The 25,140-nt window shown below is 48.4% G+C and carries 22 protein-coding genes and 1 riboswitch; of the genes, 19 read left to right on the plus strand and 3 right to left on the minus strand.

What is annotated here, in order from left to right:
- Window positions 1-13 precede the first annotated feature (13 nt).
- Window positions 14-523: an anaerobic ribonucleoside-triphosphate reductase activating protein gene (nrdG, locus tag BLQ13_RS23520; RefSeq protein WP_090924131.1), complete on the minus strand. Its 510-nt coding sequence runs from the start codon at window positions 521-523 to the stop codon at window positions 14-16.
- Window positions 520-2,481 carry an anaerobic ribonucleoside triphosphate reductase gene (locus BLQ13_RS23525; RefSeq protein ID WP_090924132.1) on the minus strand — a complete coding sequence of 654 codons (1,962 nt, stop codon included), beginning with the start codon at window positions 2,479-2,481 and terminating at the stop codon, window positions 520-522. The genes nrdG and BLQ13_RS23525 overlap by 4 nt, the downstream gene beginning before the upstream one ends.
- A gap of 455 nt (window positions 2,482-2,936) precedes the next feature.
- Here BLQ13_RS23525 and BLQ13_RS23530 point away from each other — a divergent pair, with 455 nt between their 5' ends.
- Both BLQ13_RS23530 and BLQ13_RS23535 read left to right on the plus strand, forming a co-directional pair.
- Window positions 2,937-4,574: a hybrid sensor histidine kinase/response regulator gene (locus BLQ13_RS23530; RefSeq protein WP_090924133.1), complete on the plus strand. Its 1,638-nt coding sequence runs from the start codon at window positions 2,937-2,939 to the stop codon at window positions 4,572-4,574.
- Between the two features lie 281 nt (window positions 4,575-4,855).
- A complete protein-coding gene (locus tag BLQ13_RS23535; RefSeq protein ID WP_090924134.1) occupies window positions 4,856-5,794 on the plus strand; it encodes an aldo/keto reductase family protein in 939 nt (312 codons plus the stop codon).
- 130 nt (window positions 5,795-5,924) lie between these two features.
- Here the strand turns inward: BLQ13_RS23535 and BLQ13_RS23540 are convergent, their stop codons facing one another.
- Complete coding sequence (locus tag BLQ13_RS23540) at window positions 5,925-7,049, minus strand: GGDEF domain-containing protein (RefSeq protein WP_090924135.1); 1,125 nt, start codon at window positions 7,047-7,049, stop codon at window positions 5,925-5,927.
- A gap of 267 nt (window positions 7,050-7,316) precedes the next feature.
- Between BLQ13_RS23540 and BLQ13_RS23545 the strand changes: the two genes are divergently transcribed.
- From BLQ13_RS23545 to BLQ13_RS23625, 17 genes are all read left to right on the plus strand, one after another.
- On the plus strand, window positions 7,317-7,712 hold the full coding sequence (locus BLQ13_RS23545; protein WP_090924136.1) for a Fur family transcriptional regulator: 396 nt from the start codon (window positions 7,317-7,319) through the stop codon (window positions 7,710-7,712).
- The gene (locus BLQ13_RS23550) at window positions 7,688-8,500 is read left to right on the plus strand and encodes a winged helix-turn-helix transcriptional regulator (protein WP_090924137.1); all 813 of its coding nucleotides are present in this window, start codon (window positions 7,688-7,690) and stop codon (window positions 8,498-8,500) included. The genes BLQ13_RS23545 and BLQ13_RS23550 overlap by 25 nt, the downstream gene beginning before the upstream one ends.
- A gap of 394 nt (window positions 8,501-8,894) precedes the next feature.
- Window positions 8,895-10,346 (plus strand): catalase, encoded by a 1,452-nt coding sequence (locus BLQ13_RS23555; RefSeq protein ID WP_090924138.1) that lies wholly within the window; start codon window positions 8,895-8,897, stop codon window positions 10,344-10,346.
- Between the two features lie 251 nt (window positions 10,347-10,597).
- Window positions 10,598-11,014 carry a BlaI/MecI/CopY family transcriptional regulator gene (locus BLQ13_RS23560; protein ID WP_090924139.1) on the plus strand — a complete coding sequence of 139 codons (417 nt, stop codon included), beginning with the start codon at window positions 10,598-10,600 and terminating at the stop codon, window positions 11,012-11,014.
- 1 nt (window position 11,015) lies between these two features.
- Window positions 11,016-11,876 (plus strand): M56 family metallopeptidase, encoded by an 861-nt coding sequence (locus tag BLQ13_RS23565; RefSeq protein ID WP_090924140.1) that lies wholly within the window; start codon window positions 11,016-11,018, stop codon window positions 11,874-11,876.
- A gap of 64 nt (window positions 11,877-11,940) precedes the next feature.
- A complete protein-coding gene (locus tag BLQ13_RS23570; protein WP_090924141.1) occupies window positions 11,941-12,363 on the plus strand; it encodes a DoxX family protein in 423 nt (140 codons plus the stop codon).
- A 320-nt stretch (window positions 12,364-12,683) separates the two neighbouring features.
- Complete coding sequence (locus BLQ13_RS23575) at window positions 12,684-13,385, plus strand: pirin family protein (RefSeq protein ID WP_090924142.1); 702 nt, start codon at window positions 12,684-12,686, stop codon at window positions 13,383-13,385.
- 46 nt (window positions 13,386-13,431) lie between these two features.
- Window positions 13,432-13,770 (plus strand): hypothetical protein, encoded by a 339-nt coding sequence (locus tag BLQ13_RS23580; protein WP_090924143.1) that lies wholly within the window; start codon window positions 13,432-13,434, stop codon window positions 13,768-13,770.
- Window positions 13,771-13,986: 216 nt separating this feature from the next.
- The gene (locus BLQ13_RS23585; protein ID WP_090924144.1) at window positions 13,987-15,585 is read left to right on the plus strand and encodes a spore germination protein; all 1,599 of its coding nucleotides are present in this window, start codon (window positions 13,987-13,989) and stop codon (window positions 15,583-15,585) included.
- 4 nt (window positions 15,586-15,589) lie between these two features.
- Window positions 15,590-16,789: a Ger(x)C family spore germination protein gene (locus tag BLQ13_RS23590; protein ID WP_167375828.1), complete on the plus strand. Its 1,200-nt coding sequence runs from the start codon at window positions 15,590-15,592 to the stop codon at window positions 16,787-16,789.
- Window positions 16,782-17,003 (plus strand): hypothetical protein, encoded by a 222-nt coding sequence (locus BLQ13_RS23595; RefSeq protein WP_090924146.1) that lies wholly within the window; start codon window positions 16,782-16,784, stop codon window positions 17,001-17,003. Before BLQ13_RS23590 ends, BLQ13_RS23595 begins: the two co-directional genes overlap by 8 nt.
- Before the next feature lie 56 nt (window positions 17,004-17,059).
- On the plus strand, window positions 17,060-18,340 hold the full coding sequence (locus BLQ13_RS23600) for a GerAB/ArcD/ProY family transporter (protein WP_090924147.1): 1,281 nt from the start codon (window positions 17,060-17,062) through the stop codon (window positions 18,338-18,340).
- Window positions 18,341-18,470: 130 nt separating this feature from the next.
- On the plus strand, window positions 18,471-19,301 hold the full coding sequence (locus BLQ13_RS23605) for a uroporphyrinogen-III synthase (protein WP_090924148.1): 831 nt from the start codon (window positions 18,471-18,473) through the stop codon (window positions 19,299-19,301).
- A gap of 227 nt (window positions 19,302-19,528) precedes the next feature.
- Window positions 19,529-19,717, plus strand: a riboswitch (cobalamin riboswitch).
- Window positions 19,718-20,056: 339 nt separating this feature from the next.
- A complete protein-coding gene (gene cobJ, locus BLQ13_RS23610) occupies window positions 20,057-21,994 on the plus strand; it encodes a precorrin-3B C(17)-methyltransferase (protein WP_090924149.1) in 1,938 nt (645 codons plus the stop codon).
- 270 nt (window positions 21,995-22,264) lie between these two features.
- Window positions 22,265-23,491 carry a sirohydrochlorin chelatase gene (locus BLQ13_RS23615; RefSeq protein WP_090924150.1) on the plus strand — a complete coding sequence of 409 codons (1,227 nt, stop codon included), beginning with the start codon at window positions 22,265-22,267 and terminating at the stop codon, window positions 23,489-23,491.
- Window positions 23,488-24,258: a precorrin-6A reductase gene (gene cobK / locus BLQ13_RS23620; protein ID WP_090924151.1), complete on the plus strand. Its 771-nt coding sequence runs from the start codon at window positions 23,488-23,490 to the stop codon at window positions 24,256-24,258. Before BLQ13_RS23615 ends, cobK begins: the two co-directional genes overlap by 4 nt.
- Before the next feature lie 81 nt (window positions 24,259-24,339).
- On the plus strand, window positions 24,340-24,987 hold the full coding sequence (locus tag BLQ13_RS23625) for a precorrin-8X methylmutase (protein ID WP_090924152.1): 648 nt from the start codon (window positions 24,340-24,342) through the stop codon (window positions 24,985-24,987).
- Window positions 24,988-25,140: the final 153 nt, after the last annotated feature.

Raw genomic sequence — 25,140 nt, forward strand, 5'->3', positions numbered from 1 at the left:
AGAAAAAACATCGTTACACTGCACCAAGATGCAATGTAACGATGTTTCCAGATGCTTGCGTTGCGCGCACGTCAATCAAGCGCTGATTACGACTTCCACGGAAGGGCAGAGATACATCACGCTCTGCTGCAAGGTAACGCCCGTCGATAATCACGTCACATAGCTGTGCAAGCTCTGCTCTTTCCGGGTCGGCGATGAGTTCCTCATATTCGAATCCGGTGTAGGCCCATACCGTCAGATCTGGCCTTGCATCTCGAAACTGACGTACCCAACGAGTACATGCTGCTGCTGAGAAAAAGGGGTCACCCCCGCATAACGTCACGCCATCCAGTAACGGATGGTTCGTGACCTCATGCAAAATCTGTTGCTGCCGCTCTTCTGTAAAGGGTTCACCTGCGCGGAAACTCCACGAATCCGGGCTGAAGCAGCCCGGACATGCGTGGCGGCATCCGCTGATAAACAGCACAGCTCGCAGGCCGGTTCCTTCATTGACCGATTCGGGAATGTAACCAAACAGATTCACCGGTGTTTCACCCGATCCCGCACTTCGGCCTGCTTCGCAGCATTGAAGCGTACCTTGTAATCTCCCGTCAGATAACCGGTTACACGGCGCAAGCGCTGGAAGTGAACCTCATTTTCGTGAACTTCACATCCCGGACAGGTATCACCGATGACCCCCTCATACCCGCATTCAGGGCAACGATCAATCGGATGGTTAATCGAGAAGTAACCGATATTCTGTGCCAGCGCGTACTGTACAATGCGCATAAAGGCTGCTGTATTTGCCCGCACATTGCCGTCAAGTTCAATATAAGAGATGGCTCCGGCATTGCACAGAGCGTGGAATGGAGCTTCCAGTTCGATCTTACGGTAGGCAGGAAGGTTATGATAGACCGGAATATGGAACGAGTTCGTATAGTATTCACGTTCATTCACACCGGAGATCGGGCCGTAACAGGCTCGATCTATTTTGGTGAATTTGCCGGATAAACCTTCAGCAGGTGTAGCAAAGAGCGTAACGTTCAGGTTATGCAGCTCACTCATCCGATCACAGAACTCTCTCATCGTACGGATGACATTCAGTGCCTCGCGATGCACATGCATATCTTGTCCATGATGTCGTCCATACATAGCAGTCATACATTCGGCAAGTCCGATGAATCCAAGGGACAACGTACCGTGTTTCAACAGATCAGCAACCGGCTCGTCCGGTTCCAGCTTCTCTCCGCCTTCCCATACCCCTTCACGCATCATGAAGTCCGATGATTTGGCAGGCTGTTTTTTCTGAATGGCATACCGATGAAGTAAACCCTCCACGGCATTGTGCATGATTTTATCCAGGGCCACATAGAATCCTTCCCGATCCGCAACAGCCCGATTGTTTTGGCAGATGCCAAACCGAATTCCCAGCTTCACCAGATTGACCGTATTGAAAGACAGGTTTCCTTTGCCACTCTGCCGATTTCGTCCAAAGCGATCCGCAAGGGTACGTGTGCGGCAGCCCATGGTAGCAATGATTGTATCCGGGTCTTCCGGGTGATAGTAAGGTAGATTAAATGATGCGTCCACGTTGACAAAGTTAGGATACATCCGCCGTGAGGAACAGGTTACCGCGAGGCGGAACAAGTCATAGTTCGGGTCGCCCTGAGCCTGGTTAACCCCTTGCTTGCACTGGAAGATATGCTGTGGAAATACAGGCGTTTCGCCATGTCCAAGGCCACGAATCGTTGCTTCCAGCAGGGAACGGGATACAAGACGACCCTCAGCTGATGTACACATGCCATAGTTTAGCGATGTAAAAGGAATCTGTCCGCCCGCCCGGCTACTCATCGTATTGAGGTTATGTATAAGAGATTCGGCTGCTTGTCCTGTCTCCAGTTCTGTTTCCTCACTTGCAAAAGCAAATGCCCGCGGGCACTGCTGCTTCGCTTCCATGCTGTCTAGATGTAGCTGCTCATCCGTCAGCAAGGCTTGTTCTTCAAAAATCCGTTGACCTTTGCGGAAATGCTTGATGAAAGAGCGTCGCACGTAAGGTGCCAGATCCCAATCAATTTTGTTGGCAGATACGCCGCCGTACTGGCTGTTTTGCTGTGACTGGAAGATGATTGCGACCAGAGCCATCGCAGACATGATGGTCTGTGGTGTGCGAACCGATCCATTTCCCGTATTGAAGCCGGAAGCCAGCAATCGACTGAATGGAATAAAAATGCAGTTGGTTGTTCCAAGGGCATACTGATCCAGATCGTGTACATACAGATCGCCATTCTCAACTGCATCTGCAAGCGCCTCCGGCAATACGTGACGCATGGCATGCCACTTGGCTGTCTCCGATCCAAGCCTGCTCATCTTGCCGCTGAACGAATCTCCATTCAGATTCGCATTCTCCCTCAGCGTATCAGCGTCTTCAGCGCCAATGATACGTCTTCCCAGGTCAGATAACAGATCGGTTGCCGGTGGTGCGGCATGCTCAAGCATAGTCATGTAACGTGCCTCCTAAATGATTTTTAAATAGATTATAATTTGATTAATATATGAGTTATATACTACATGTAGGATTGTATTATCCATTTATAAACTATATGTGGGTTTTTGGGTGTGATTATGATCACACTCCCTGTGAGGTGGAAGAGCATCTTCCGGGATTTGGCGCGGGTTTAAGGTTCCCAAAATTCAAACAGAAGCGTATAATTTCTATTTACCCTGCAAGTATAAACTTATAAGTTAGATACCGTGGATCGAAGCATTTTTTTAGATCTGTTCGGTGAGAGAAGAGGTTACAGGCACCAGGATGATTCTCTTGTACTTCTGTGGTGTTAAACATATAAGTATAGTTTGTGACAATCGTTCGGATTCCCCGGCAGACCCCTGCATGTGAATCAACATTCTGATCGGTGAACTTAATATAGCAGCTAAGACAAACAAAGAGGGGTTGGATCATGGGGACGGTAGAAGGCGTTAACCAAGGCTTCTATGAAAATATTGAAGAAGCAGCGGCCCATATTGTGGACGTATTAAGTGGCATATTAAGAGTGAATACCATCTTTGTAGCCACGAATGACGGAGTGACTAATGTCATTCTGGAAGCCTTCAACCGCAAGGAAGAATTAATAGTCAAAGGGACTGCGCTTCCTTTTATGGAATCTTACTGTAGTCTGGTCTTGAGAGACAATAACAGTGTCGTTACCATTTCGGATACCACCGAACATTCTGTAACACGATCAATGAATGTCACGGGTGGATTGGGTAATCGATTTTTCGTGGGAGTACCTATTGTACGTAGAACAGGTGAAGCTTTCGGAACGATATGCATAATGGATGATCCAGGGTATAACATCAGTGATACCGATATGAAGACGCTGAAAGCTATGGCTGTTTTTCTAGGATACGTTGTTGACCTGGAGAGTGCGCTGCACGTTCAGGAGCAGAGACTCAGCGATTCAGAACAATTGCAAGAAAAATTACAGGCGGAGAAGGAACGTGCCGAATCCGAGGCCATGACCAAGACACAAATGCTCAAACTGATGAGTCATGAGATCCGTAATCCGCTGAACGGCATTTTGGGATTGACGGATCTGATGCGGACACCCGACATGTCGGAGGAACAAGCTGAGTATGTGAACATGATTGAAACGAGCGGTAATATTCTGCTTTCACTGCTCAACAATATGATGAATTTTAATATCAATGAGGCAGGAAAAACGGTTATTCATGATGATCCCTTTGATTTGGTCAGCACCATTGAGAACACTGTCTATCTCTATGCCGGAACAGCTGCGAGCAAAAAGATAGAACTGGGGTTAAACCTGAATCTGAACGTATCGCAGGTTTTCATTGGTGATGAGATCAAGATTGGCCAGATGTTGGGCCATGTGATGCAATACGCCATGGATTCCACTCGGGAAGGTGCTGTACTGGTAACAGCAGAGATGAGGGGAGATGAAGTAGAGGATACAAGCCTGCTTTTGCTACGGGTTAGATACACGGGACAGATGTTATCCGACAACCGTTTGCGAGTTTCGACTGTCAAACCGGAAGCGATCAGTACGGAAAAACTGATTGGTAGCAATCTGGGACTGGCAGTCAGCCAGAATCTGGCCATTCTGATGCATGGTCGTATTCAGGTGAACAGTCTGCAAGGTGACGAAACCGAGTTCCGGATTTCATTGCCATTACGCAGGTATTGGGACTTGCCGCAAATCACAAGTGTGCAACAACGTTTGAAGGCTAAAAAAGTGCTACTCGCCAAAGATCCTGATATTTTGCAGGGCGTATCCTCCCTGATGCGGAATTGGGAGATGGATGTGCGCATGACTTCGGGTTCAGCCTCTGCATATGAATGGATCAAGGAAGGTTATAAGCCGGATGTGGCTGTTGTAGATCTGGGCTTGCGTGAGGGCATTACAGTCGATTTCGTCATTGCGCTGAAACAGCAGATTGAAGGCCTGCCTGTCATTGTGCTCGTTCCATATGGGATGCATATGGATATTCAGCAGACGGAGGTTTTTGATGCCGTGCTGACAAAGCCAGTTAGACAGACTGAGCTTTTAAATGCACTAAGTATTATTTTGCCATAAACGTTTGCTACGTGATCCGGCTATGTCATCTGAGCTAATCCCCCATATTGAAGTTAAGAGGACGTATACTTCATTGAAGTTAAGCGGGTGCAGACTACTATTGAAGTTAAGAAGTAATATAACTCTACCAAGGTTACAGAAGGCACATCACATCGCATGTGCCTTTTTTGCTGTTTTTCCTGAGTTTCTACTTATATGTTTTTCCATTTGTTCAGGTTGGGTTACAATAGGATATGGAACTTAACTTCATCATTTCTACATTCTGAGGAGGACATGCATTCATGGATTATCGCAGGTTAGGTGGAAGCGGACTGAAAGTAAGCGAAATCAGCTTAGGTAGCTGGTTGACGTACGGAGGATATGTGGAACGTGAAAATGCGGTGAAATCAATTGAAACGGCATTTGATGAAGGGATCAACTTTTTCGATACAGCCAACGCCTATGAGCGGGGAGCCGCAGAAGTATTGCTGGGTCAAACATTGAAAGCGTACTCACGAAGCTCTTATGTTCTCGCAACCAAGGTGTTTAACAAAATGGGTGATGGCCCTAACGATCACGGCTTGTCCCGCAAACATATTATGGAGCAGTGCGAGGCCAGTTTGAGACGCCTTGGCACCGATTATGTCGATATCTACTATTGCCATCGTTATCATCAGGAGACACCGATAGAGGAGACCCTTCGTGCACTGGATGATCTGGTGCGTCATGGTAAAGTGCTATATGTAGGTGTGAGCCAGTGGACAGCGGCTCAGATGGAAGCTGCGCTCGGTACAGCAGATCGCCTGTTGCTGGATCGTATTGTCGTGAATCAACCGGTATATAATATGTTTGATCGGTATATTGAGAGCGAGATCATTCCTTTGGGTGAACGTAAAGGCATCGGACAGGTTGTTTATTCACCACTTGCACAAGGTTTGCTGACAGGGAAATATACATCTGTCTCCGATATTCCGGAGAATAGCCGGGCAGCCAAGCTTGGCTGGGATGAAGGGAAAATTAACGCAGATCGCATCGGCAAAGTACGTCAATTAGTTGAAGTTGCAGACAAGCTGAACCTGAAGGTGGGACAACTGGCACTGGCCTGGATTTTGCGGCAAAATAATGTTTCCAGCGCTCTGGTCGGAGCGAGCCGTCCGGAACAGGTTAAGGAAAATGCTGCAGCTTCTGGAGTTATGCTGGATGCTGCTGTTATTGCAGAGATTGAACAAATTCTGGCCTGACTCCGACTGGTTTTCTATAGAAACTGTAAGAACATCATTGATTTAATGAATGCGAAAGGGATGTCCCACTTGCCTTGGTTGAGGCAGGCGAGACATCCCTTTCGTTTCGTCGTTAAGACTAATCACCTTCTCAAAATGAATCATTATCTACAACCGTGATATTGCGGGGCGGCAGTGAGCATACCCTGTTGCGTCCCGTATTTTTAGCTTCATATAGCGCACGGTCAGCTTGATCAAACAGGTCGTTGTCATCGTGGTCATCACAGTGATCAGGATAAACGGCTACACCAATGGAGATCGTGAGCTTTACGGTCTGCCCGTCTGGCAGGATGAAAAGAGATCGGGCCACAGCTTTCCGCACGGATTCTGCAATAGCCATGGATTGATGATATCCACAATCGAGCAATAGAATTGCAAATTCTTCTCCACCGTTACGGGATACAAGATCCGTGGAACGCGCATGTTCTACAAGCAATTGTCCAAGTTGCTTCAATACGGAATCTCCGGCAGAGTGACCAAACGTATCGTTTACCTTTTTGAATCGATCAATATCAATAACCAGCAAGGAAAGCTTCTGGTGATACTGCCTAGCATGCTGAAGCTCAGACTGGAGAGACTGTTCGAATTGTCGTCTATTGCTCAGATCCGTCAGATGGTCTGTAGAGGCTCGGCGTTCCAGCAGAAATAACATCTCGTTGGATCTATTAATAAATTCAGCGATGAAATATATGAAAAGGCCACCAGCAAAGGCTATGGTCATCTGTATGGGATATACTTTCATCAATGTATTCATGCTGGGCGTGTTCATTAGCAGTACGATAAATATCATGGTCATGCCTAAGAGATTCATGGTGATAATCTTGGTTAATCTGGACCACGAAGCGTAGGCAAAATACACACCAGCCAGCCCGAGTAGGATCATAATAAATGCTGCATCAATGGCTGCTGAGGTAACACCAAACATAACGATACGAAGGATCGCAATGATGATTCCGGTGATGACAGAAGCGAGCCCACCAAGATATACGGCTGCAGTTACGACAGCCAAATGCCGCAGATCCACAATGGTAGTGTCATTAATATGGAAAGAATAATTCATAAGCACTGTACCGTATAGACCGAATAAAAAGCCACCGACTAGCTGAACGCGAAGCGAGGGAAAAGGCAAACGAATGCTGTAGTATTTGGCGATGATTCCTGACAGGTACAGAAAGGAAATGATCACACAGAGATTGACAAAAAACGTGCTTAACAACCAGCATCCCCCCTTTTACGCACATCCCTCTATTTTATCTGAAAACCAGTGTGGGAGCGAACCATATAATCCCAAATGTTTGAAGGGTTTGGTTTTAATGCGCTATAAAATTCTAAAACGTAGCCGTACGGGACAATATTGACTTCCCTATGCATTAAGATTTATACTTAATCTAAATCAAAATTCTTTTGATATGTAAAAGCTAAAGCGAACAAATATGTTCGAGAGGTATATACATTTGAAAAATAGAAAAAAGGGGACTTGGTTGTGAAAACGTTAAATCTGACAATACAACGGCAAGCCGTGTATGATGTCGTACGTAAATCAGAAGACCATCCAACGGCTGCGGATGTAATGAATCGGCTCGTGGAACAGGGGTACAATCTGGCTTATGGCACTGTATACAATTCTCTTCGCTATTTAACAGACAAAGAGCTCATCAGGGAGCTAAAACTTGGCGAAACAGCAAGCCGGTATGACGCCCGGATGGATGATCACCAACATATTATGTGTGAAGTATGCGGTAAAGTGGACGAGGTGATGACAGAAGTTCCTCCACAATGGATGAAGCAGGTAGCGGCAGAGACCGGTTATTCAATAGATCATGCACATGTGGTATTTGGAGGTGTCTGCGGGGAATGCAAAACCAAACGGGTCAAGTAAAAGTGAAATGGTCAGGCCGCCGTTTGCCACTTCGGGTCAAACCTGCGCTGGCAGATTCAGGAACGACACCTCTCGTGGACAACTGCCCGATTACCAGACGTGTCATTCTGATCAGCCCGATGCCGGGTCAGGTGCATGAGCTGGTGAAGGCTCTGACAGATAGTTGCTTTGACGTACTTGTGTTCCATCGCTGGGAACCGGATCTCCATGAACGCCTTGTTTTTGATCTACTGATCTATGACCTCTCGGTTGCCGGAACGATTGATGCATTTACGGGAATCCACAGCCGGTTGAACCGCGAGGCGGAACAAACGACACCATGTCTCTACCTGGTGGGGGAGAAGATGATTGGCAGTGCAAGCGGACCGATGCTTCAGGAGGAGTTGCTTGTATGGCCTGCACGTCCGCAGGAGGCGCTTTACCGTGTACAGCGCATGATTGGCAGTAGTCCTGTAATGCCTAAGCGAGCTTTTTTACCTGAAGAGGGACAGCGAATCGGATTCAAAGACTTGGTGCTGGATCGGGAGCGCATGAGCGTGCAACGTGATCAGGATCGCATTCACTTGACCAAGACGGAGTATGATCTGCTACTCAAGCTGATTGATGCCAAAGGGGCAGTCATCTCGCGTGAAGAGATGCTTAGTGATATTTGGGAGACTGATTTTACAGGTGGAAGCAATGTGGTGGATGTGCATATCAAAAGCTTGCGCAAAAAATTGGGCGATAATGCCTCTTCGCCGCAATATATCGTTACGGTAAGAGGCGTGGGCTATCGATTGGCGGATTAATAGTATCCTATTAAGTTGAACTAAAGATTTTACACCAACTTATATAGATACAAGAATGGCCTCACGTAGTGTGGTGCGATTGGGAATATGGGCTCATGGTTATCTTGTTAGCGATTCAGATAAGGCGTAGATCGTTTATTAAATGATCTACGCCTTATTTTATTTTCCGGTGTCATATGCAACCTCTTTCGTATGCTTCATGTTTCATTCATCTTTAGCGTAACAACCTCATCTGAACCTCATACGAACCTCATGCAGTAGATAGATGGGACATGTTAGAATGATTTTAACAGTTAGATCAAGTCTAAATGTATATTTGAGCGAACAACGAATATGAATGGAATTAGTAGATAGATACAGCAGACATGAGACACATTATAAGGAGGACGACAGGATGACAGATCGTTTGACAACTAACCAGGGAGCACCGGTAGGAGATAACCAGAATTCACGCACAGCAGGTAGAAGAGGGCCAACCTTGTTGGAGGATTACCACTTGATCGAGAAAATCGCCCATTTTGACCGTGAGCGCATTCCTGAACGGGTTGTGCATGCAAGAGGTGCAGGAGCCCATGGGGTGTTCAAGCTGGAGCAGAGCATGAAGGCATATACGTCAGCCGATTTCCTGCAAGAGCCGGGCACAGAAACGGATGTGTTCGTACGATTTTCAACTGTAATTCATGGTACGGGTTCTCCTGAGACCGCACGTGATCCTCGCGGGTTTGCTGTTAAATTCTATACACGTGAAGGCAATTATGATATTGTGGGTAACCATCTGCCTGTTTTCTTCATTCGGGATGCCATTAAATTTCCGGATATGGTGCATTCTCTCAAACCGGCTCCAGATACCAACATTCAAGATCCGGCGCGATATTGGGATTTCATGACCCTCTCCCCGGAATCAACACATATGATGACTTGGCTGTTCTCGAATCTGGGCATCCCGGCCAACTATCGGGAGATGGATGGATTCGGAGTACACGCATTCAAATGGATCAATGACCAAGGTGAAGTACACTATGTGAAATACAAATGGGAATCAGCGCAGGGTGCTCGTGGCCTTTCTCGTAAGGAAGCTTCCGAAGTTCAGGGACAGGATTTTAACCACGCAACGCGAGACTTGCATGAACATATCAAAAATGGAGAATATCCGCAGTGGAAGCTGCAAGTGCAGCTGCTGAGACCGCAACAGATGGATGATTTCTCTTTTGATCCGCTCGACCCAACGAAAACATGGCCTGAGGATGTACTACCGTTCCAGACAGTAGGGACGATGACATTGAATCGTAATCCTCAGAATTTCTTCGCAGAAGTGGAGCAGGTCGCATTTTCACCAAGTGCTGTTGTGCCAGGCATTGAACCGTCTGAGGATAAATTGTTGCAAGGTCGTCTGTTCTCCTACCCGGATACACAACGGCACCGTCTTGGACCTAACTATCTCCAAATTCCGGTGAACTGCCCGTATGCACCTGTGCGCAATCATCAGCGTGATGGGCTCATGAACGTGAACCAGGACCCATCTCCCGTAAACTATGAGCCTAACAGCTCAGGTAACAGTCCACAGGAAGATCCGGCTTATCGGGAAACCCAGGTTCCATTACAGGGGCATGTCACACGGGAAAAGATTGAGAAAACGGATGATTACACGCAGGCAGGAGAGCTGTTCCGTTCTTTCACACCAGAAGAGCAGCATCATCTGCTGGATAATCTGACGAATGATCTCAAAGCTGTACCGGTAGATATCCAGATGCGAGCATTATGCCACTTCTTCCGGGCTGACGGTCAGCTGGGTGGACGACTGGCTCATGGCTTGGGTGTAGATATCTCTGGGCATATGCCAAAATAAAGCGGGAGTACTTGAGGATGCGGGAACTTCCCGCATCTCGCACAAGCGAATAGCTGGTCTCTATGTCAGCTTGGAAAGGTTATGATACGAACCGGGTATGACTGCAATTTTGCAGAATTGCCCGGTTTTCTTATGTACTTTTATACACAAATGAAAAACATTTTTACAAATCATTTACATAAAATACCTGACATAGAGGTTGACTTCTCATTTCTGGACACTACAATGGGTAGTGTGAGGGGTGTCAGAATATGAGAATACTCAATTTTAAAGTGGGCGAGCGAGGACTGAATCGTTTTTTTGGACCACTTGAGGCCAAGATTATGGAAGTATTGTGGGCTCGTCCCGGCAGCAGCATCCGTGAAGTACAGACGGCACTGGAACAAGACAAAGACGTAAATTTCAATACGGTTATGACTGTGATGAATCGGTTGGTGGATAAGGGATTACTCGGCAAAACACAGAAGGGCCGCACATCGCTGTACCGGCCGGTACAAAGCAGGGAGGACTTTATGAACGATCAATCCAAGGAACTGTCCCAGGAATTGGTGGACGAATTCGGGACACTGGCAGTGAATCACATGCTGGATGCGTTAGATGAAGCCGACGAAGGCTTGATTGAACGGCTCGAAATGAAGATTAAGCAATGGAAAAAGGATAACGATTAAGATGTGGAAGACCCGTTCCAAGATTTTGTTCACCGTCGGGTTGGGTATTCCGGTACTCGTGCTCATGCAGATGTTCATGTATGCGATGTATAAAATATTTGGATGGGACATCCGGTTGAATCTGCTATGGCTGTGCAATCACTGGATGAGTCGTATGGGGTGGATGTCTGTAGGTCAGTTCCTGTTGCTTCTGGTTTTGCTGACTTTCGCTGGTACAAGCTGGATGTTGATTAGACGAATTGTCCAGACGCGTGCCGCGGTAACCAAGCTCCGCTCCATGGAGGTTCGGGCTTGGTCAGAAAAAATGAATGCAAGGTACAGGCATCTGAAGAAACCCCGATTTCTTGTTGTAGACAAGCCTTCTCCGGTTGCGTTTACCATCGGGTTATGGCGCCCTTGCATCGTGCTTTCCACAGGACTGCTCCGTATGCTGGATACGGATGAAGAGAAGGCTGTCGTGTATCATGAGGTACACCATCTGTGGCATCGAGATCCACTGAAAACAACATTGCTCTCGGTATTTGCTACGATGATGCCGTATATTCCTGTGCTGAAACATACGTCACAGCAATATCGCATAGTGAGAGAAATTTTAGCAGATAACGAAGCTATTGAACGTACGGGTAATGCCGCCGGTATTGGCAGTGCACTCTTGAAACTGCTTCGGGCATGCACACCAACTGGGGAGGGAAGAGCGATGACGATTCAGTCCTCATTTGCCGATACGTCGGTGAATGTGCGCATTTCCCGTCTGCTGGACCCCGAACGGGATGTTACACTGCGCTTACCGCGATATGCCATTCTAATCTCTGTAACGGTGTTTCTGTTATTGTCTGTTCTGTTTGTATGGTCGATTGGATAGAAAACGACCAAGAATCAAGCAATCCATTAGGACTAAAATTATGAATGAAATGGGGAGATGTATGATGAATAACAAAACCATTGAAATTGGACTTTTTTTCTCAAGGATTATGATCGGACTCATTTTTCTATTACATGGCTGGAGTAAGTTCGAGGGTGGAATTAGCGGTACGGTTGGTTTCTTCGAAAGTATAGGCATTCCCGGTTTTATGGCATCTGTTGTTGCCGTAATTGAACTGGCAGGTGGCGCGGCCATGATCTTGGGCCTGGGTACACGTGTGTTCGCCTTGTTGTTCATCGCGGTTATGGTCGGTGCAGTATTCACAGCCAAGGCGGGTCAGCCGTTTTTGATGGGAACAGAGTTCGACTACATGCTGATGGCAGGATCATTGACTCTTCTCCTGACAGGCAGCCGCTTTTTGGCGCTGGATTATCTGTTTAACCGGCAAGGAGCTACACGTCAGAACAGCCAAAATGTGAGTGCCTGATCTGCATCAGAGAGGAAAGCGACATAACAGGATGAGTATAATCAAAGCATAATATAACGATTTATAGAAAAGTGTAACGGAAAGTGTTAAAGCGCAGGAATACGCCTGCGGCCAAGCTCTTTGCTTGCCAGTCCGACGAGGTAACGGTGATTGCCGGATCGAGCTGACAGGTAAAGAGCTTTTTGGTTTGAAGGAAGGAGCGTCACTTTTTGGCTTGGACGTATTACCTTAACATTTGATATAATGAGAATAAGTATGCTACTAAGAAAAAATAAGAGGGATCTGCACGAACCATAACAGATTTGAGGAGGTTACGCGATATGATTAAGGTTATTCCATCTGAAGCACGTTCCAGCTTTGACCGTGGCTGGTTGCGGGGCAGTCACAGCTTTTCCTTTGGGGAGTACCAGGACCCGGACAACACTGCTTTTGGACCCATGCGGGTAGCCAATGATGATGTCATCGCACCAGGTCGCGGCTTTGGGGCACATCCACACAGTGATATGGAGATCGTATCCATCGTGCTGAATGGCAAGCTGAGACATGAAGATAGTCTGGGCAATGTTGCCGTAACAGGCTTTGGTAGCATTCAGCGCATGTCAGCAGGAAGCGGCGTCATTCATACAGAGCATAATGCCTCAGATACCCAGGAAGTAAGACTTCTCCAGCTGTGGTTTATGCCACATACGAAAGGGTTACAGCCATCCTACGAAACGACTTCGTATGATACAACTGCTCTGGAAGGCGCTCTTGTGCCTGTAGCATCATCCGATGGTGGGCCGCGGGTTGCCACGGTTCATCAAGACATGACGATTTACCTTGGGCGTTTATCCAAGGGCAAGACGCTTGATTTTGAACAGAACGAAGGTCGCCGCATGTACATTTTCTCCATTGAGGGCAAGCTTGGCCTGCAGAATGAACATGTGCTTCATACAGGAGATACCGCACGAGTGGAGCAGACTTCTTCCATAAAGCTGGAAGGGCATGAGGATACGTTTTATATGTTGATTGATTTGCCTTAATAAAAATAAGAACTCCCACTCCAAGATCAAAGGAGGAACGATACGTATGGCACAGCAGGAATGGTTTATGGTAAAACATGGGGTCACCGGGCGTGGGCTGGCGAACAGCAAGACGGATGCAGCCTTGTCTTATCGCTTTCAGCAGGAAGGAACAGGTTACCTGTTCACTGTATCGGGACTTGATGAGCAGACCGCCTTGAAGATTATTGAGCTGAGACAGGAATTAAACGTATTCCGTTTCGTACAGCGCAAAGACCGTCCTCTGACAAAGCACTGGTATTATGTTGACGGCGACCGTGTAAAATATGACAGCGAGCGGCATACACTCACTATCTATGCCAAGTCGGAAATTCAATATATACCTGATGATTATTTTGCTGACTAACCGAACAGAGATAAGTGTATGATCTAAGCTTGTTATTCTGTTCATGGTGTAAGTTATTGATTTAACACGTATGGTTCAGTTTTCAAGTTGATCGTTTCGATCGTTAAGTTAAGTCTTCCCTTGAGGAAGGCTTTTTTTTGTAAAAAAAGACCACATAATTCCCTGCCTTCTGGCACAAGCTACCTTGTATAAAAACCAAGAATGGAGGGGCGGCATATGGCAGCTAAATCATCAAAAGGTAGCGAAAAGTCCAAGACTTCAGCATCAACGACTGACAGTAGCAAATATGTACCCTTGGGACTGCCGTCCCCACCTATTCTGAAACAACCGATCAGTGCCGTACATACCAATCAAATTCAGGCGTTGAAAGAAATCTTCTCGAACTCTTCGGATGTCGTGTTCCGCAACGTTATGATCACACCAGAGATTCAGGGGCTTCTCGTGTATGTCGAGGGGATTGTGAATTCGGCCGATATTCAGGAGCATATGCTACGCCCGCTTATTCGAGGGCTGATCCAGCAACGGACTGACGAGCCGGATGTGCCGATAGATGATACACGAATTGAATTAACGCAGGTCAAGCGAGTTCAGACATGGGCTGCTGCGACCGAGGGCGTGCTTGCCTCATCGGCGTTACTGGTTATGGACGGAGAAGCCGAAGCATGGTTATTCAACGTAAAAGGCGGGGTACGGAGAGGTGTAGAGGAGCCGCAGACGGAGTCGGTCATCCGGGGGCCGCGTGAAGGATTTACCGAGACGCTACGTATGAATACGGCTTTGCTTCGTTTCAAGCTGAAGACACCTGCACTCAAAATGGTAAGTATGACGCTTGGCTCCGATACCAAAACCGATGTTGTTCTCGTCTATCTGGAGGGAGTCGCCGATCCTCAATTGATCCAGGATGTCAAAAAACGTCTGGAGAAGATTGAAATCGACGGTATTCTGGAGAGCGGTTATATCGAGGAACTTATCGAGGATAACCCGAATTCCCCGTTTCCACAGATGCACTATTCGGAGCGTCCGGATACAGTTGCCGCGAATCTGCTGGAAGGTCGGTTTTCCATCATGGTAGATGGCACACCGTTTGCATTGATTGCACCCGTGACGATGTGGCAGATGTTACAGGCTAGTGAGGATTATTATGAACGCTTCTTCATTACCAATTTGATTCGTTGGATCCGCTTTTTGTTTGTGTTTATTGCATTGTTCCTGCCAGCATTGTATATCGCCATTACGACCTTTCATCAGGACATGCTTCCAACTACATTGATTCTCAGTATTGCCGGTGCCCGCGAAGCCATCCCTTTCCCGGCACTCATTGAAGCGCTCATTATGGAATTATCCTTTGAAGCGCTGCGGGAGGCAGGGGTCAGGTTACCCAAAACGGTGGGGCAAGCGGTCAGTATTCTCGGTGCCCTTGTGATTGGTCAAGCAGCGGTACAGGCAGGTATTGTGTCTGCCCCAATGGTTATTATCGTATCGATGACGGGGATTGCATCCTTCACCATTCCGCGCTTCAACTTTGCCATTACCGTAAGGCTGTTACGGTTTCCGATCATGCTTCTGGCAGGCATGCTGGGATTATACGGCATCGTGATTGGTCTAGTGCTGATTTCTGTACATCTGACACAGATGACTTCTTTTGGTGTACCTTATCTGTCAGGGGTGAGCCCATACCATAAGAAGGATACCAAAGATATTTTGGTCCGGGTGCCTTGGTGGAAAATGATCAATCGTCCTTCGACCGTGCACCGGGATCGCAAACGTATGACCAGAGATATCAATGGTTCGCCGGAAGCAGAGGAAGGATGGTGATTCCATGAAGTTTTTGATTAAATATAGAGCTGTCATTTCGTTGATTTTGTGTACATCTCTGCTTACAGGTTGCTGGGATCGCGAAGAGATTAATGATGTCGCCTTTGTAATCGGTATTGCTGTGGATAAAGAAGGGGAGGATTACCGGTCTAGCCTGCAGATTGCCCTCCCTGGACAGTCGGGTGCTTCGGGCAGTGAAGGTGGCGGTGGAGGAACGAGTGGAGATAAACCGTGGTTTATCCTCTCTAATACAGCTCGTACACTGCGTGGGACATCGCTTGAGGGTCAGAAGTCACTCTCTCGCCGAATTTATTATGCACACCGTCGTACCATCCTTATTGGCGAAGAATTAGCACGGGAGGGGGTTGCCCCGATGCTTGACCTATTTACAAGATATCCACTTAACCGTTTGTCGGCAATGCCTGTTGTCACCAGGGGCGAAGCACATAAAGTTATAGACACGGATGCACCCATTGAGAAGTTCCCTTCCGAGATGGTGAGGGAATTATGCTTCCTTAACATGAGGAATCCAAGATCCCTTAAAACATTTATAGACTCCATTCTGGATGAAGGAGTGGACCCATTTCTACCTATCGCATCCGTTTCAGACAATGTACCACAGGATTGGAAGGGCGCCATAACCAATATCAAACTGGATGGTTTAGCTATTTTCAAAAAAGACAAGCTGGTAGGCATGATGGACAAGGCCCCTGCCGATGCACTGATTCTTGCCATGGGTGAAGCCAACGAACCCGAAGTTATGATTAAAGCTCCACGGGGAAAAGGAGATATGTTCATTAAATTAAACGAGAACAATTCGTCCCTCCATCCCAAAATTGTGAATGGCAAAGTGAGTGTAACCATTCAGATGTACGCCAAGGGTGTGCTGGTGGATAATGAATCGGATTATGGTGACAGGCGCGAAAAGGAAATTTTAAATTTGAATGAAGCCGTACACCGAAAGATCAAAGAGGATATTGAGGAAGGTATAAGGCTGGTTCAGAAGAAATTCAAAGCAGACATTATCGGCATCGGCCGTTCCATCCATAGGCAGTTACCCAAGGAATGGGACAAGATTAAAGATCGCTGGGAGGTTCTCTATCCGGAGGTTCAAGTAACTGTGGACCCGCATGTCATTATTGAGAATGTCGGTATTGTCAATAAACCGATTGGAGTCGTAGAGGAGGACATCATACATGATTAAACCGCTACTGTTTACCTATCTGGCAATGGTAATCGGGGTGCTGATTATGGATTTCAGGCATCTGAAACAAGCGGCCTCCATTAATCGCTGGCTGTCTTATGGAATCATTGCGCTTGGAATAGGCCTCTGGCTCTACGTTACGACGCTGAACAAAACCGTATTCCTATCGGTATGGATGAGTCATATTATTCAACGTCTGCTGCCAATGCCTTGAGGATGTGGCATATGTAATCTTGATATGCAAGAAACAGGTACGGAAGGAGGGGCAGGATGATTCAGAAGGTAACGCACAGGCAAATGATCTTGATGCTCATGCTGCTTAGTATTACGGGTACACTGCTACAACCTCATGCACAAGCCATTTATTATGCAGAACAGCATGCCTATCTTTGTTACATACCCGTTGTTCTGATTATGTTTACATCGATGTGGCTGCTCAGCCGTGTCCAGCGGCGTTTTCCAGACAAGGATCTGTTTGAATCATTAGTGACACGATTTCCCTTTCTGGGAAGATTGGCCGGATTGATGTACATCGCGTTTTTCTTCTTTGTATTCGCGAGAGATATTCGGCTAACAGGGGATTATGTAAGTATCACATTGTTGGAAACAACACCAATATCGATTATCGTGCTCTCTCTGCTTGTCATGGCTATATTTATCGTGCGAGGAGGGCTAGGTTCCCTGATTGGCATGGTGGAGTTATATGTAGCGCTTTTTCTGTTAAACTCCATCATTGTGCCGTTTATGCTAATTCAGCAGATCAATCTGGATAACCTGAAGCCCTATTTCGATGTTGACCTGGCGGGTGTGGGCAGGGGGAGCTGGTATCTCTTTTCGTTTTATGGAGAGATGATTTTTCTGCCCTTTATCGTAAGGGGAAGTGATTTTCGAGTAAAGTCTATCGTTACAGGCAACATCGTCACGGGACTGCTTATGATGCTTATTGTAATAGAAACGATCACCTCCATCGGTGTACCCATTGCTTCAAGACTTGTATACCCATCATATGAGCTGGCAAGACAGCTGCAGATTAGTGACTTTCTAGATCGATTCGATCTGGCGCTTGCGGCAGCAACTTTGCCTTGTATTATTACCAAGATTGCGTTTGACCTGTATTTAGTGTGCTGGGGGTTGAAACGCATGATTCCCAAAGTGTCTGGTAAAGTACTGACCGGACCCATTGCGTTGCTGGGTTTTGTATGTGCGTTCTGGTTTTTCCGCAATGCGATCCAACTGAATCGATTTACACGGGAATGGACATGGGTTGCCATTGTATTTGAGGTGCTGTTTCCAATCGTATTCTTTCTATTTCTTCGTCCGCGCAAAAAGGAGGCTGGGCATGCACCGAACTCTGAATCGGGAGATAGGGCCTCGAGAGGCAAACAGCAGGAAGGTGAACAGAAGCAGGAGCAGGCATCTGGTGAATCAGATCAATCTGAAGAGAAGTCCGAAGAGAAGTCCGAAGAGAAGTCTGGTGATAAGTCAGCGGAAAAGTCCATAGAGAAGAAAGGTAAAACATCACCTGGCGGCGGCAATCTGCAGCCTTCCTGATGCAAACCATAAAAAATCGTTATAGCTAAAGAGGCCGGAAAGCAAGCAGACATGGTTTCCCTCCGCAGAAGTACCCTGTATACTGTAGTCAGATTGATGAACTTTCGGCTTAATAACGGGGGGAACATGAATGGCTCAACATTTGGCAGGGGTACGTGTGGCATTAACCGGACCGAGAAAGTCCAAAGAGATGTCTCTATTGGTAGAGAAAATGGGCGGAATCCCGCTTGTGCGTCCTGCACAAGGCACGGTGTTTCTGGATGATCGTAACATTCGAGATGGACTGGTTTCCTGGATTTCTGATCCGCCGGATTGGGCAGTGTTTACGACGGGTATGGGACTGGATGCTTTGTTCGACATGGCTGAGGACATGGATGTAGCCGGACAACTTCGGAATGTCTTGGCTGAATCGTGTATTGCAGCGCGAGGGTACAAAACGGTAAATGCGTTAAAAAAGCTGAAGCTAACACCTCTGGTACGTGATGATGATGGTAGTACAGATGGTTTGATTCGGGAATTTAGCTCACATGATCTGGCAGGCAAAAAGGTGATGTTACAGTTGCATGGGGAAACGGCTCCCAAGCTGGTTCGCTGGTTAGAAGAACAAGGAGCTGTTGTGCGGCAGGTGTTGCCGTATCGTCACGTACCGCCAGAAGAGGCAGAGCTGGAGCAACTGCTGAACGAAGTAATTCAGCATAAGTTAGATGCGGTGGCCTTTACAAGTGGGCCGCAGGTGCGGTTTTTGACGGAATATGCGACATCTCAAGGTAAGCTGGAGCAGATGCTGACAGCCTTCAAAGAAGGGGTAGTCCCGGCGTCTGTTGGTAAAGTTACGGCGAATGCCATGCGTGAGGAAGGCATTGAAGCGCTGGTTGTACCAGACGAAGAGAAGATGGGAGCGCTCATCGTTGAACTGGGACGTTATTTTGCCGCGAATCCGGTGGGTGTCCGGGAAGATTAATAAAGAGAGCATTCACAGGGCAAGAGTAGCTGTATGAAGAATAGCAGACGCAATTCGTATACAGAGGTATTAAGTTTAGAAGGAATCACATCAGTTATATGGATGGATATATAAAGGTTCTGATCCGTTATCGGATCGGGACCTTTTTTTCATTTTTATCCAAAATTAATGTTTAGGACAATCTTGAGAAGCGTGGACATTATTTCCTGACCGATGGTATGATGAAGACAATATGAAAACAGCAAGGTGCTCTTGCATAAAGCAAGAGGTAACAGGGAATCGGGTGCAAGTCCCGAGCGGTCCCGCCACTGTAATGGTGAAGCGTTTTCCATGAAAGTCACTCGGTATACCGGGGAAGACAGGAAAGAACGCTAATGATCCAGAGCCAGGAGACCTACCTTGCATGTGTCACCAAACCCTTCGCGGAAAGGAGTGGTGTACGATAAGTTCGGGAAAGGGACAAACCGTGGTTTGTCTTGCGAGGCTCTATATGGGCTATTCTGGCTGCTTATAATTCCTTATTATGGAATATTACAGGCCAGGTTTTTCTGAGTGTAAGTACATGCGTATCTCATCCGTGATTAGGATGGGATTTTTTTGTTTTTTCGGACAGGAACAACATTGCCGAGTTAAGTAGAAGAAATGATGTGTTACAGGGCTATAAGCGATAGAGACACATCTGTATCGGGGAACTTTTGGGATAAACAAGGTTGGGGCATTAATTGTATGACAAGTGGAGTGAGGGGGAAAACGGGATGCAAAAGCAAGGCAAGTTGCTGATCATCGGTTTCGGTCCAGGTGCGATGGAGCACATAACGAAACGGGCACTGGATGCATTGCAGGAAAGCGAGGTCATCATTGGATATAACACCTATGTGGATCTGATCCGGCCTTTGTTGAATGGACAAGCCATTGTGCGTACAGGTATGACGGAGGAAGTCAGCCGGGCACAGGAAGCGGTAAGACAAGCGGAAGCAGGCCATATTGTTGCCGTAATCTCCAGTGGGGATGCCGGGGTATATGGTATGGCAGGACTTGTATATGAGGTGCTGATCGAGCAAGGCTGGAAGCCGGATACTGGCGTAGCTGTCGAGGTTATTCCTGGCGTGTCGGCTATTCAATCGTGTGCGTCCTTGCTTGGTGCGCCTGTCATGCACGATGCTTGCACGATCAGTCTTAGCGATCATCTGACACCATGGGAAACGATTATTCGGCGGGTTGAGGCAGCGGCTTCCGCTGATTTTGTTATTGCTCTGTATAATCCCCGCAGTGGACGCCGGACACGCCAGATTGTAGAAACGCAAGAGATGTTGCTACGTTACCGTGATCCAAAGACACCGGTTGGCTTGGTCAAAAGTGCATATCGGGAGCGCCAGGACGTGGTCATGACGACGCTGGAAGATATGCTGAATCACGATATCGGTATGTTAACCACCGTGATCATCGGCAATTCCTCGACCATGATGTACGAAGGGCTCATGGTCACGCCGCGCGGATATCAGCGGAAGTATACGCTGAACTCCGCGGAACAGCCGCTCAGGCCACATGAGCGGCTACGCACCGAAGCCGAGCCATGGTCGCTCGGCGCGCAAGAAGCCCGCGCTGCCGCCTCCGGCGAGGCAGCGGGCAATGGCACGGCCCGCGATGCGCAGGCCGTGCCACCGGCGGAGCCAGCCCTGCGCGGCGCCAGCGCCGGAGCGGGCACGGCTCCGCAAGGGCAGCCGCCCGCAAGCGCATGGGCGGCAACCCCGCCTGCGGCAAGCCCGGCGAGCGGTGCTGGCACCGCCGTGCTTGCCGCAGAGCGGCCCGCGTCCGCGGCGGCAGGGGCCGCGCCGCGCGCTGCCGCCGTGGCGCCACGCGCCGGCGCAGCCGAGCTCGCCGCCGAGGCGCTGACGCGGCTCGCGGCAGGCGGTGCGCTCGCAGGCGAAGCGGCAAGCCGCTGGCTGGACGCATCGGCGTCAGGCCCGGCAGCCGCAAGCGCGCAGGGCGCGAGCAGCGCAGCGGTGCTTGGCGCAGCCGCTGCTGTGCCCGTGCCGGGGCGCAAGGCGCCGCTCTTTGAGATCGGCGTGTCGCCCGGCGTGGGCAACAAAAAGTTCACCGCCGCTCAGATGGCCCTGCTGGCGCAGTGCGCAAGCGAGGATGGTGAACTCGAGTATACGCCAGAGCACCAGATTATTCTGAGAGTGCCGACGTTTGAACCGGATGCGCTGGTAGATGAGCTGCGCGCAGCAAACTTTATCGTCGTGCCGATCGGGGATGTGATCAAAGTCAAAGCTTGTGACTTCTGCAATCTGGAGAAGGACGACGCGGTGCCGATGGCTAACCATTTGCAGGACGTGATCGGTGGATTGTCTGCTCCGAAGGAAACGAGCGTAGCGTTAAACGGCTGCGGTATGGCTTGTTACGGGGCAGTGCTGGAGGATATCGGTATCGTGTACCGCAAAGGAGGATACGATCTGTTCCTTGGCGGGAAAAAGTTTGGCCGCAATGCCCACCCGGCTCAGCCTGTAGCAGAGGGCATTCCGGGTGATCAGATCGGCGGCATTGTGGAACGTATTGTCGCGGAGTACAAGGAAAAAGGTCATCCGAACGAGCGGTTCCACAAGTTTTTCAAACGTGTAGGAGTCATTCAAGGCTTCCGTCATGTGGATGCGCCAGTCACTGTTGAAGTGAATCCGGTATGCGGTGACTAAGAGTGGAAGTGCGTAGTTTGGGTTACGGGCTTGAAGTCCACTTAAGCATCAGCAGCAGAGTGATCTACGGAAGATAAGAGGCCACAAAGCCAAAAGTTAACCCAGACACAACTCGGCTGAAACCCAGCTGATTGAGATAGATACAACATTTACAGCTTCATCAATACAGACTTAGACATAGATTATACCTTTCTTCCTTGGAACCGAGTGGAGAGCCTTACGAATATGAGAAATCTGATCTGTGGATCGGACAGAGGAGGAAATACGAAGATGGATGCAATTTTGTTGGTGGGACACGGGAGCCGTGATCCCGAGGGGAACCGCGAGTTAAAGGAGTTTGCACGTGAGGTCGCGGAGCAAGCACCGGAGAACACAATGGTCGAAACCTGTTTTCTGGAATTAACCAGACCAAGTATTGCGGATGGAGTTACCGCTTGTGTAGATCGAGGCGCAACCCGTGTCGTACTCGTACCGATTATTTTATTTGCAGCCGGTCATGCCAAAATTGATATTCCGAATGCGATTGATCGTGCCAAAGCTCGTTATCCGCAAGTGCAGTTTATCTATGGGCGTCCGATTGGTGTACATGAAAAAGTGGTGCAAATTATGCAAACTCGACTGCAAGAGGCGCAGCCTATACGGGTTGCAACTCAAGTTGAAGGTGGAACAGAAACAGCAGTTGCATTGGCCGCTCCGCCTGCTACGGTGACTGATGAAGAGACCGCTGTACTTGTACTTGGACGGGGAAGCAGTGACCCGGATGCCAACAGTGACTTTTTCAAAATGACCCGTATGCTGTGGGAGAAGTTGCCGTACAGATGGGCGGAAAGCAGCTTTATCGGCGTAACCCAGCCTTCTTTCCCGGATGGATTGGAACGTTGTCTCTTGCTTGGTGCGAAAAAAATTATCGTCATGCCGTATTTCCTCTTTACCGGTGTGCTGATTAAACGCATTGATGAGATGACGGCCGAATTTGCAGCCGCGCATCCAGATATTCAAGTCGAAATCGGTGGTTATTTCGGCTTCCATCCGAAGCTGGTCGAGCTGGTGTTGGAACGTGCGCACGAGGGGCTATATGGAAGGGTTACAGCCAACTGTGACAACTGCCAGTTCCGCCTCGAAGCGGCCAAACACCATCATCACCATCACGACCACGACCACGACCATGATCATCACCATGACCACCATCACCATGATCATCACGATCACGGACATGACCACGGGCACGATCACCACCATCATGAGCACGATCATCACGATCATAGCCACGACCACGAGCATTCCGAGCACGCTGCGGAGGCTGCATCTACTCGTGAGGCAACACTTGATTTCCATCATGACCATGACGAAGAGTTGCATCACTCACACCATGAGCACGAAGGACATCGGAGCAACCAGCAACACGCTTCAGAAGCAACAGCAGGAGATATTCAGCAGCATGCATCCTCTTCTCAGGCACAAGTGGCAGCAACTTCCGAGCAGGTGAAGCGTTCATGATCCTTATGTTATGCGGTACAAGCGATGCACGTGAACTTGCGATCCGAATCCAGCAACAAGGACATAACGTCCTGACGTCGGTTGTGACCGAGAGTGCAGCCCAAAGTCTGACCGAAGCCGGTTTACCAGTGCGGACAGGCCGATTGACCGTAGAGGCGATGGTGAAGCTGATTCGTGAAAAAAATACCCCTGTCCTTGTGGATGCGAGCCATCCTTTTGCCGAAGAAGCCCATGCGAATGCTATGGAAGCCGCGAAACAAGCGGACATTCCTTACATTCGTTACGAACGAACGGGGCTTGCTTATGATGACCATGAACTATTACATGTCGTGTCATCTTATGATGAGGCAGCACTCAAAGCCAAAGAGCTGAAAGGTTCTGTCATGCTGACAACAGGCAGCAAAACGCTGCAAATCTTCACCAAGCACCTGCTCGGTGATCCGGATATAAGACTTGTTGCACGCATGCTCCCCCGTCTCGACAATATGGAGAAATGCGGTGAGCTGGGTGTAGAGCAACGCAATATTATTGCGATGCAAGGACCTTTTTCCCGAGAAATGAATGAGGCACTTTACAAGCACTATGCAACAACGGTGATGGTCACCAAGGAAAGCGGTAAAACCGGAGCCGTGGATGAGAAAATCCAGTCTGCACTGGAGCTGGGCATTCATGTTGTGCTGATCTCACGTCCAGAGGCGGAGTTTGGCACGGTGTTTGATCATTTTGATGGTGTACTGGACGAGCTGAAAAGTATTTTGGGGAAATAATCTCCCCGATAGGCTTAATTTGAATAACGCAACTTTGAACGGCTTTATTGTAAATATCGAAAGAAGAATGGAGTGATTCGGGTGGATTTTAAGACGGAATTTAAACCGCTGACCGTGCAACCTCAGGAAATTGAAGGTAAGAGCTTTGAGATGATTACGGAGGAACTGGGGGAGCACCCGTTTACCGATGAGCAGTATCCAGTCGTACAGCGTGTGATTCACGCTTCGGCTGATTTTGAACTGGGCCGTAGTATGGTGTTTCACCCGGATGCGATCCAGGCAGGGATTGCGGCGCTACGTGCAGGTCAGTCAGTCATTGCCGATGTGCAGATGATTCAGGCGGGTGTGAGCAAGGATCGTATTCGCGGTTTTGGCGGCGATGTACATGTACATATATCCGATCCAGATGTAATGGAAGAGGCCAAACGCCTCAACACCACGCGTGCCATCATCTCGACGCGCAAAGCAACCCAAATGTATGACGGGGGCATCTACGCCATCGGTAACGCGCCAACGGCGCTACTGGAATTGATTCGTCTTGTCAAAGAGGGCGAGGCCAAGCCGGGGCTGATCATCGGCATGCCGGTAGGTTTTGTATCCGCGGCCGAGTCCAAGGACGAGCTACGCAAGCTGGACATTCCTTTTATCACCAACATCGGTCGCAAAGGCGGCAGTACCATCGTTGTGGCAGCACTCAACGCAATCTCGTTGATGGCTGTAAAGGCATAGAGCAGCGGGAGTACTAAGGCGGTTTGCCTCGTTCGACCAGCGAGGTCAAACGAAATCTACCTGATCTGATTTAAGTCTGGTTAGCGAGCCGTGCCGAATCCTAATGAGAACTGGAAGAGTCTTCACTAAGGGCCATGTCCGAATCTATTAAAG

The organism is Paenibacillus polysaccharolyticus (assembly GCF_900102085.1).
Classification (GTDB): Bacteria; Bacillota; Bacilli; order Paenibacillales; family Paenibacillaceae; genus Paenibacillus; species Paenibacillus polysaccharolyticus.

Excerpts from the sequence above, each read along its gene's own strand:
- BLQ13_RS23560 (WP_090924139.1), top strand. The coding sequence starts at position 10,598 with ATGAGAATACTCAATTTTAAAGTGGGCGAGCGAGGACTGAATCGTTTT.
- BLQ13_RS23595 (WP_090924146.1), top strand. The coding sequence starts at position 16,782 with ATGATTAAACCGCTACTGTTTACCTATCTGGCAATGGTAATCGGGGTG.
- cobK (WP_090924151.1), top strand. The coding sequence starts at position 23,488 with ATGATCCTTATGTTATGCGGTACAAGCGATGCACGTGAACTTGCGATC.
- BLQ13_RS23555 (WP_090924138.1), top strand. The coding sequence starts at position 8,895 with ATGACAGATCGTTTGACAACTAACCAGGGAGCACCGGTAGGAGATAAC.
- BLQ13_RS23605 (WP_090924148.1), top strand. The coding sequence starts at position 18,471 with ATGGCTCAACATTTGGCAGGGGTACGTGTGGCATTAACCGGACCGAGA.
- BLQ13_RS23615 (WP_090924150.1), top strand. The coding sequence starts at position 22,265 with ATGGATGCAATTTTGTTGGTGGGACACGGGAGCCGTGATCCCGAGGGG.
- BLQ13_RS23535 (WP_090924134.1), top strand. The coding sequence starts at position 4,856 with ATGGATTATCGCAGGTTAGGTGGAAGCGGACTGAAAGTAAGCGAAATC.
- BLQ13_RS23530 (WP_090924133.1), top strand. The coding sequence starts at position 2,937 with ATGGGGACGGTAGAAGGCGTTAACCAAGGCTTCTATGAAAATATTGAA.
- BLQ13_RS23575 (WP_090924142.1), top strand. The coding sequence starts at position 12,684 with ATGATTAAGGTTATTCCATCTGAAGCACGTTCCAGCTTTGACCGTGGC.
- BLQ13_RS23570 (WP_090924141.1), top strand. The coding sequence starts at position 11,941 with ATGAATAACAAAACCATTGAAATTGGACTTTTTTTCTCAAGGATTATG.
- BLQ13_RS23585 (WP_090924144.1), top strand. The coding sequence starts at position 13,987 with ATGGCAGCTAAATCATCAAAAGGTAGCGAAAAGTCCAAGACTTCAGCA.
- cobJ (WP_090924149.1), top strand. The coding sequence starts at position 20,057 with ATGCAAAAGCAAGGCAAGTTGCTGATCATCGGTTTCGGTCCAGGTGCG.
- BLQ13_RS23580 (WP_090924143.1), top strand. The coding sequence starts at position 13,432 with ATGGCACAGCAGGAATGGTTTATGGTAAAACATGGGGTCACCGGGCGT.
- BLQ13_RS23565 (WP_090924140.1), top strand. The coding sequence starts at position 11,016 with ATGTGGAAGACCCGTTCCAAGATTTTGTTCACCGTCGGGTTGGGTATT.
- BLQ13_RS23600 (WP_090924147.1), top strand. The coding sequence starts at position 17,060 with ATGATTCAGAAGGTAACGCACAGGCAAATGATCTTGATGCTCATGCTG.
- BLQ13_RS23590 (WP_167375828.1), top strand. The coding sequence starts at position 15,590 with ATGAAGTTTTTGATTAAATATAGAGCTGTCATTTCGTTGATTTTGTGT.
- BLQ13_RS23525 (WP_090924132.1), bottom strand. The coding sequence starts at position 2,481 with ATGACTATGCTTGAGCATGCCGCACCACCGGCAACCGATCTGTTATCT.
- BLQ13_RS23550 (WP_090924137.1), top strand. The coding sequence starts at position 7,688 with ATGCAAAACCAAACGGGTCAAGTAAAAGTGAAATGGTCAGGCCGCCGT.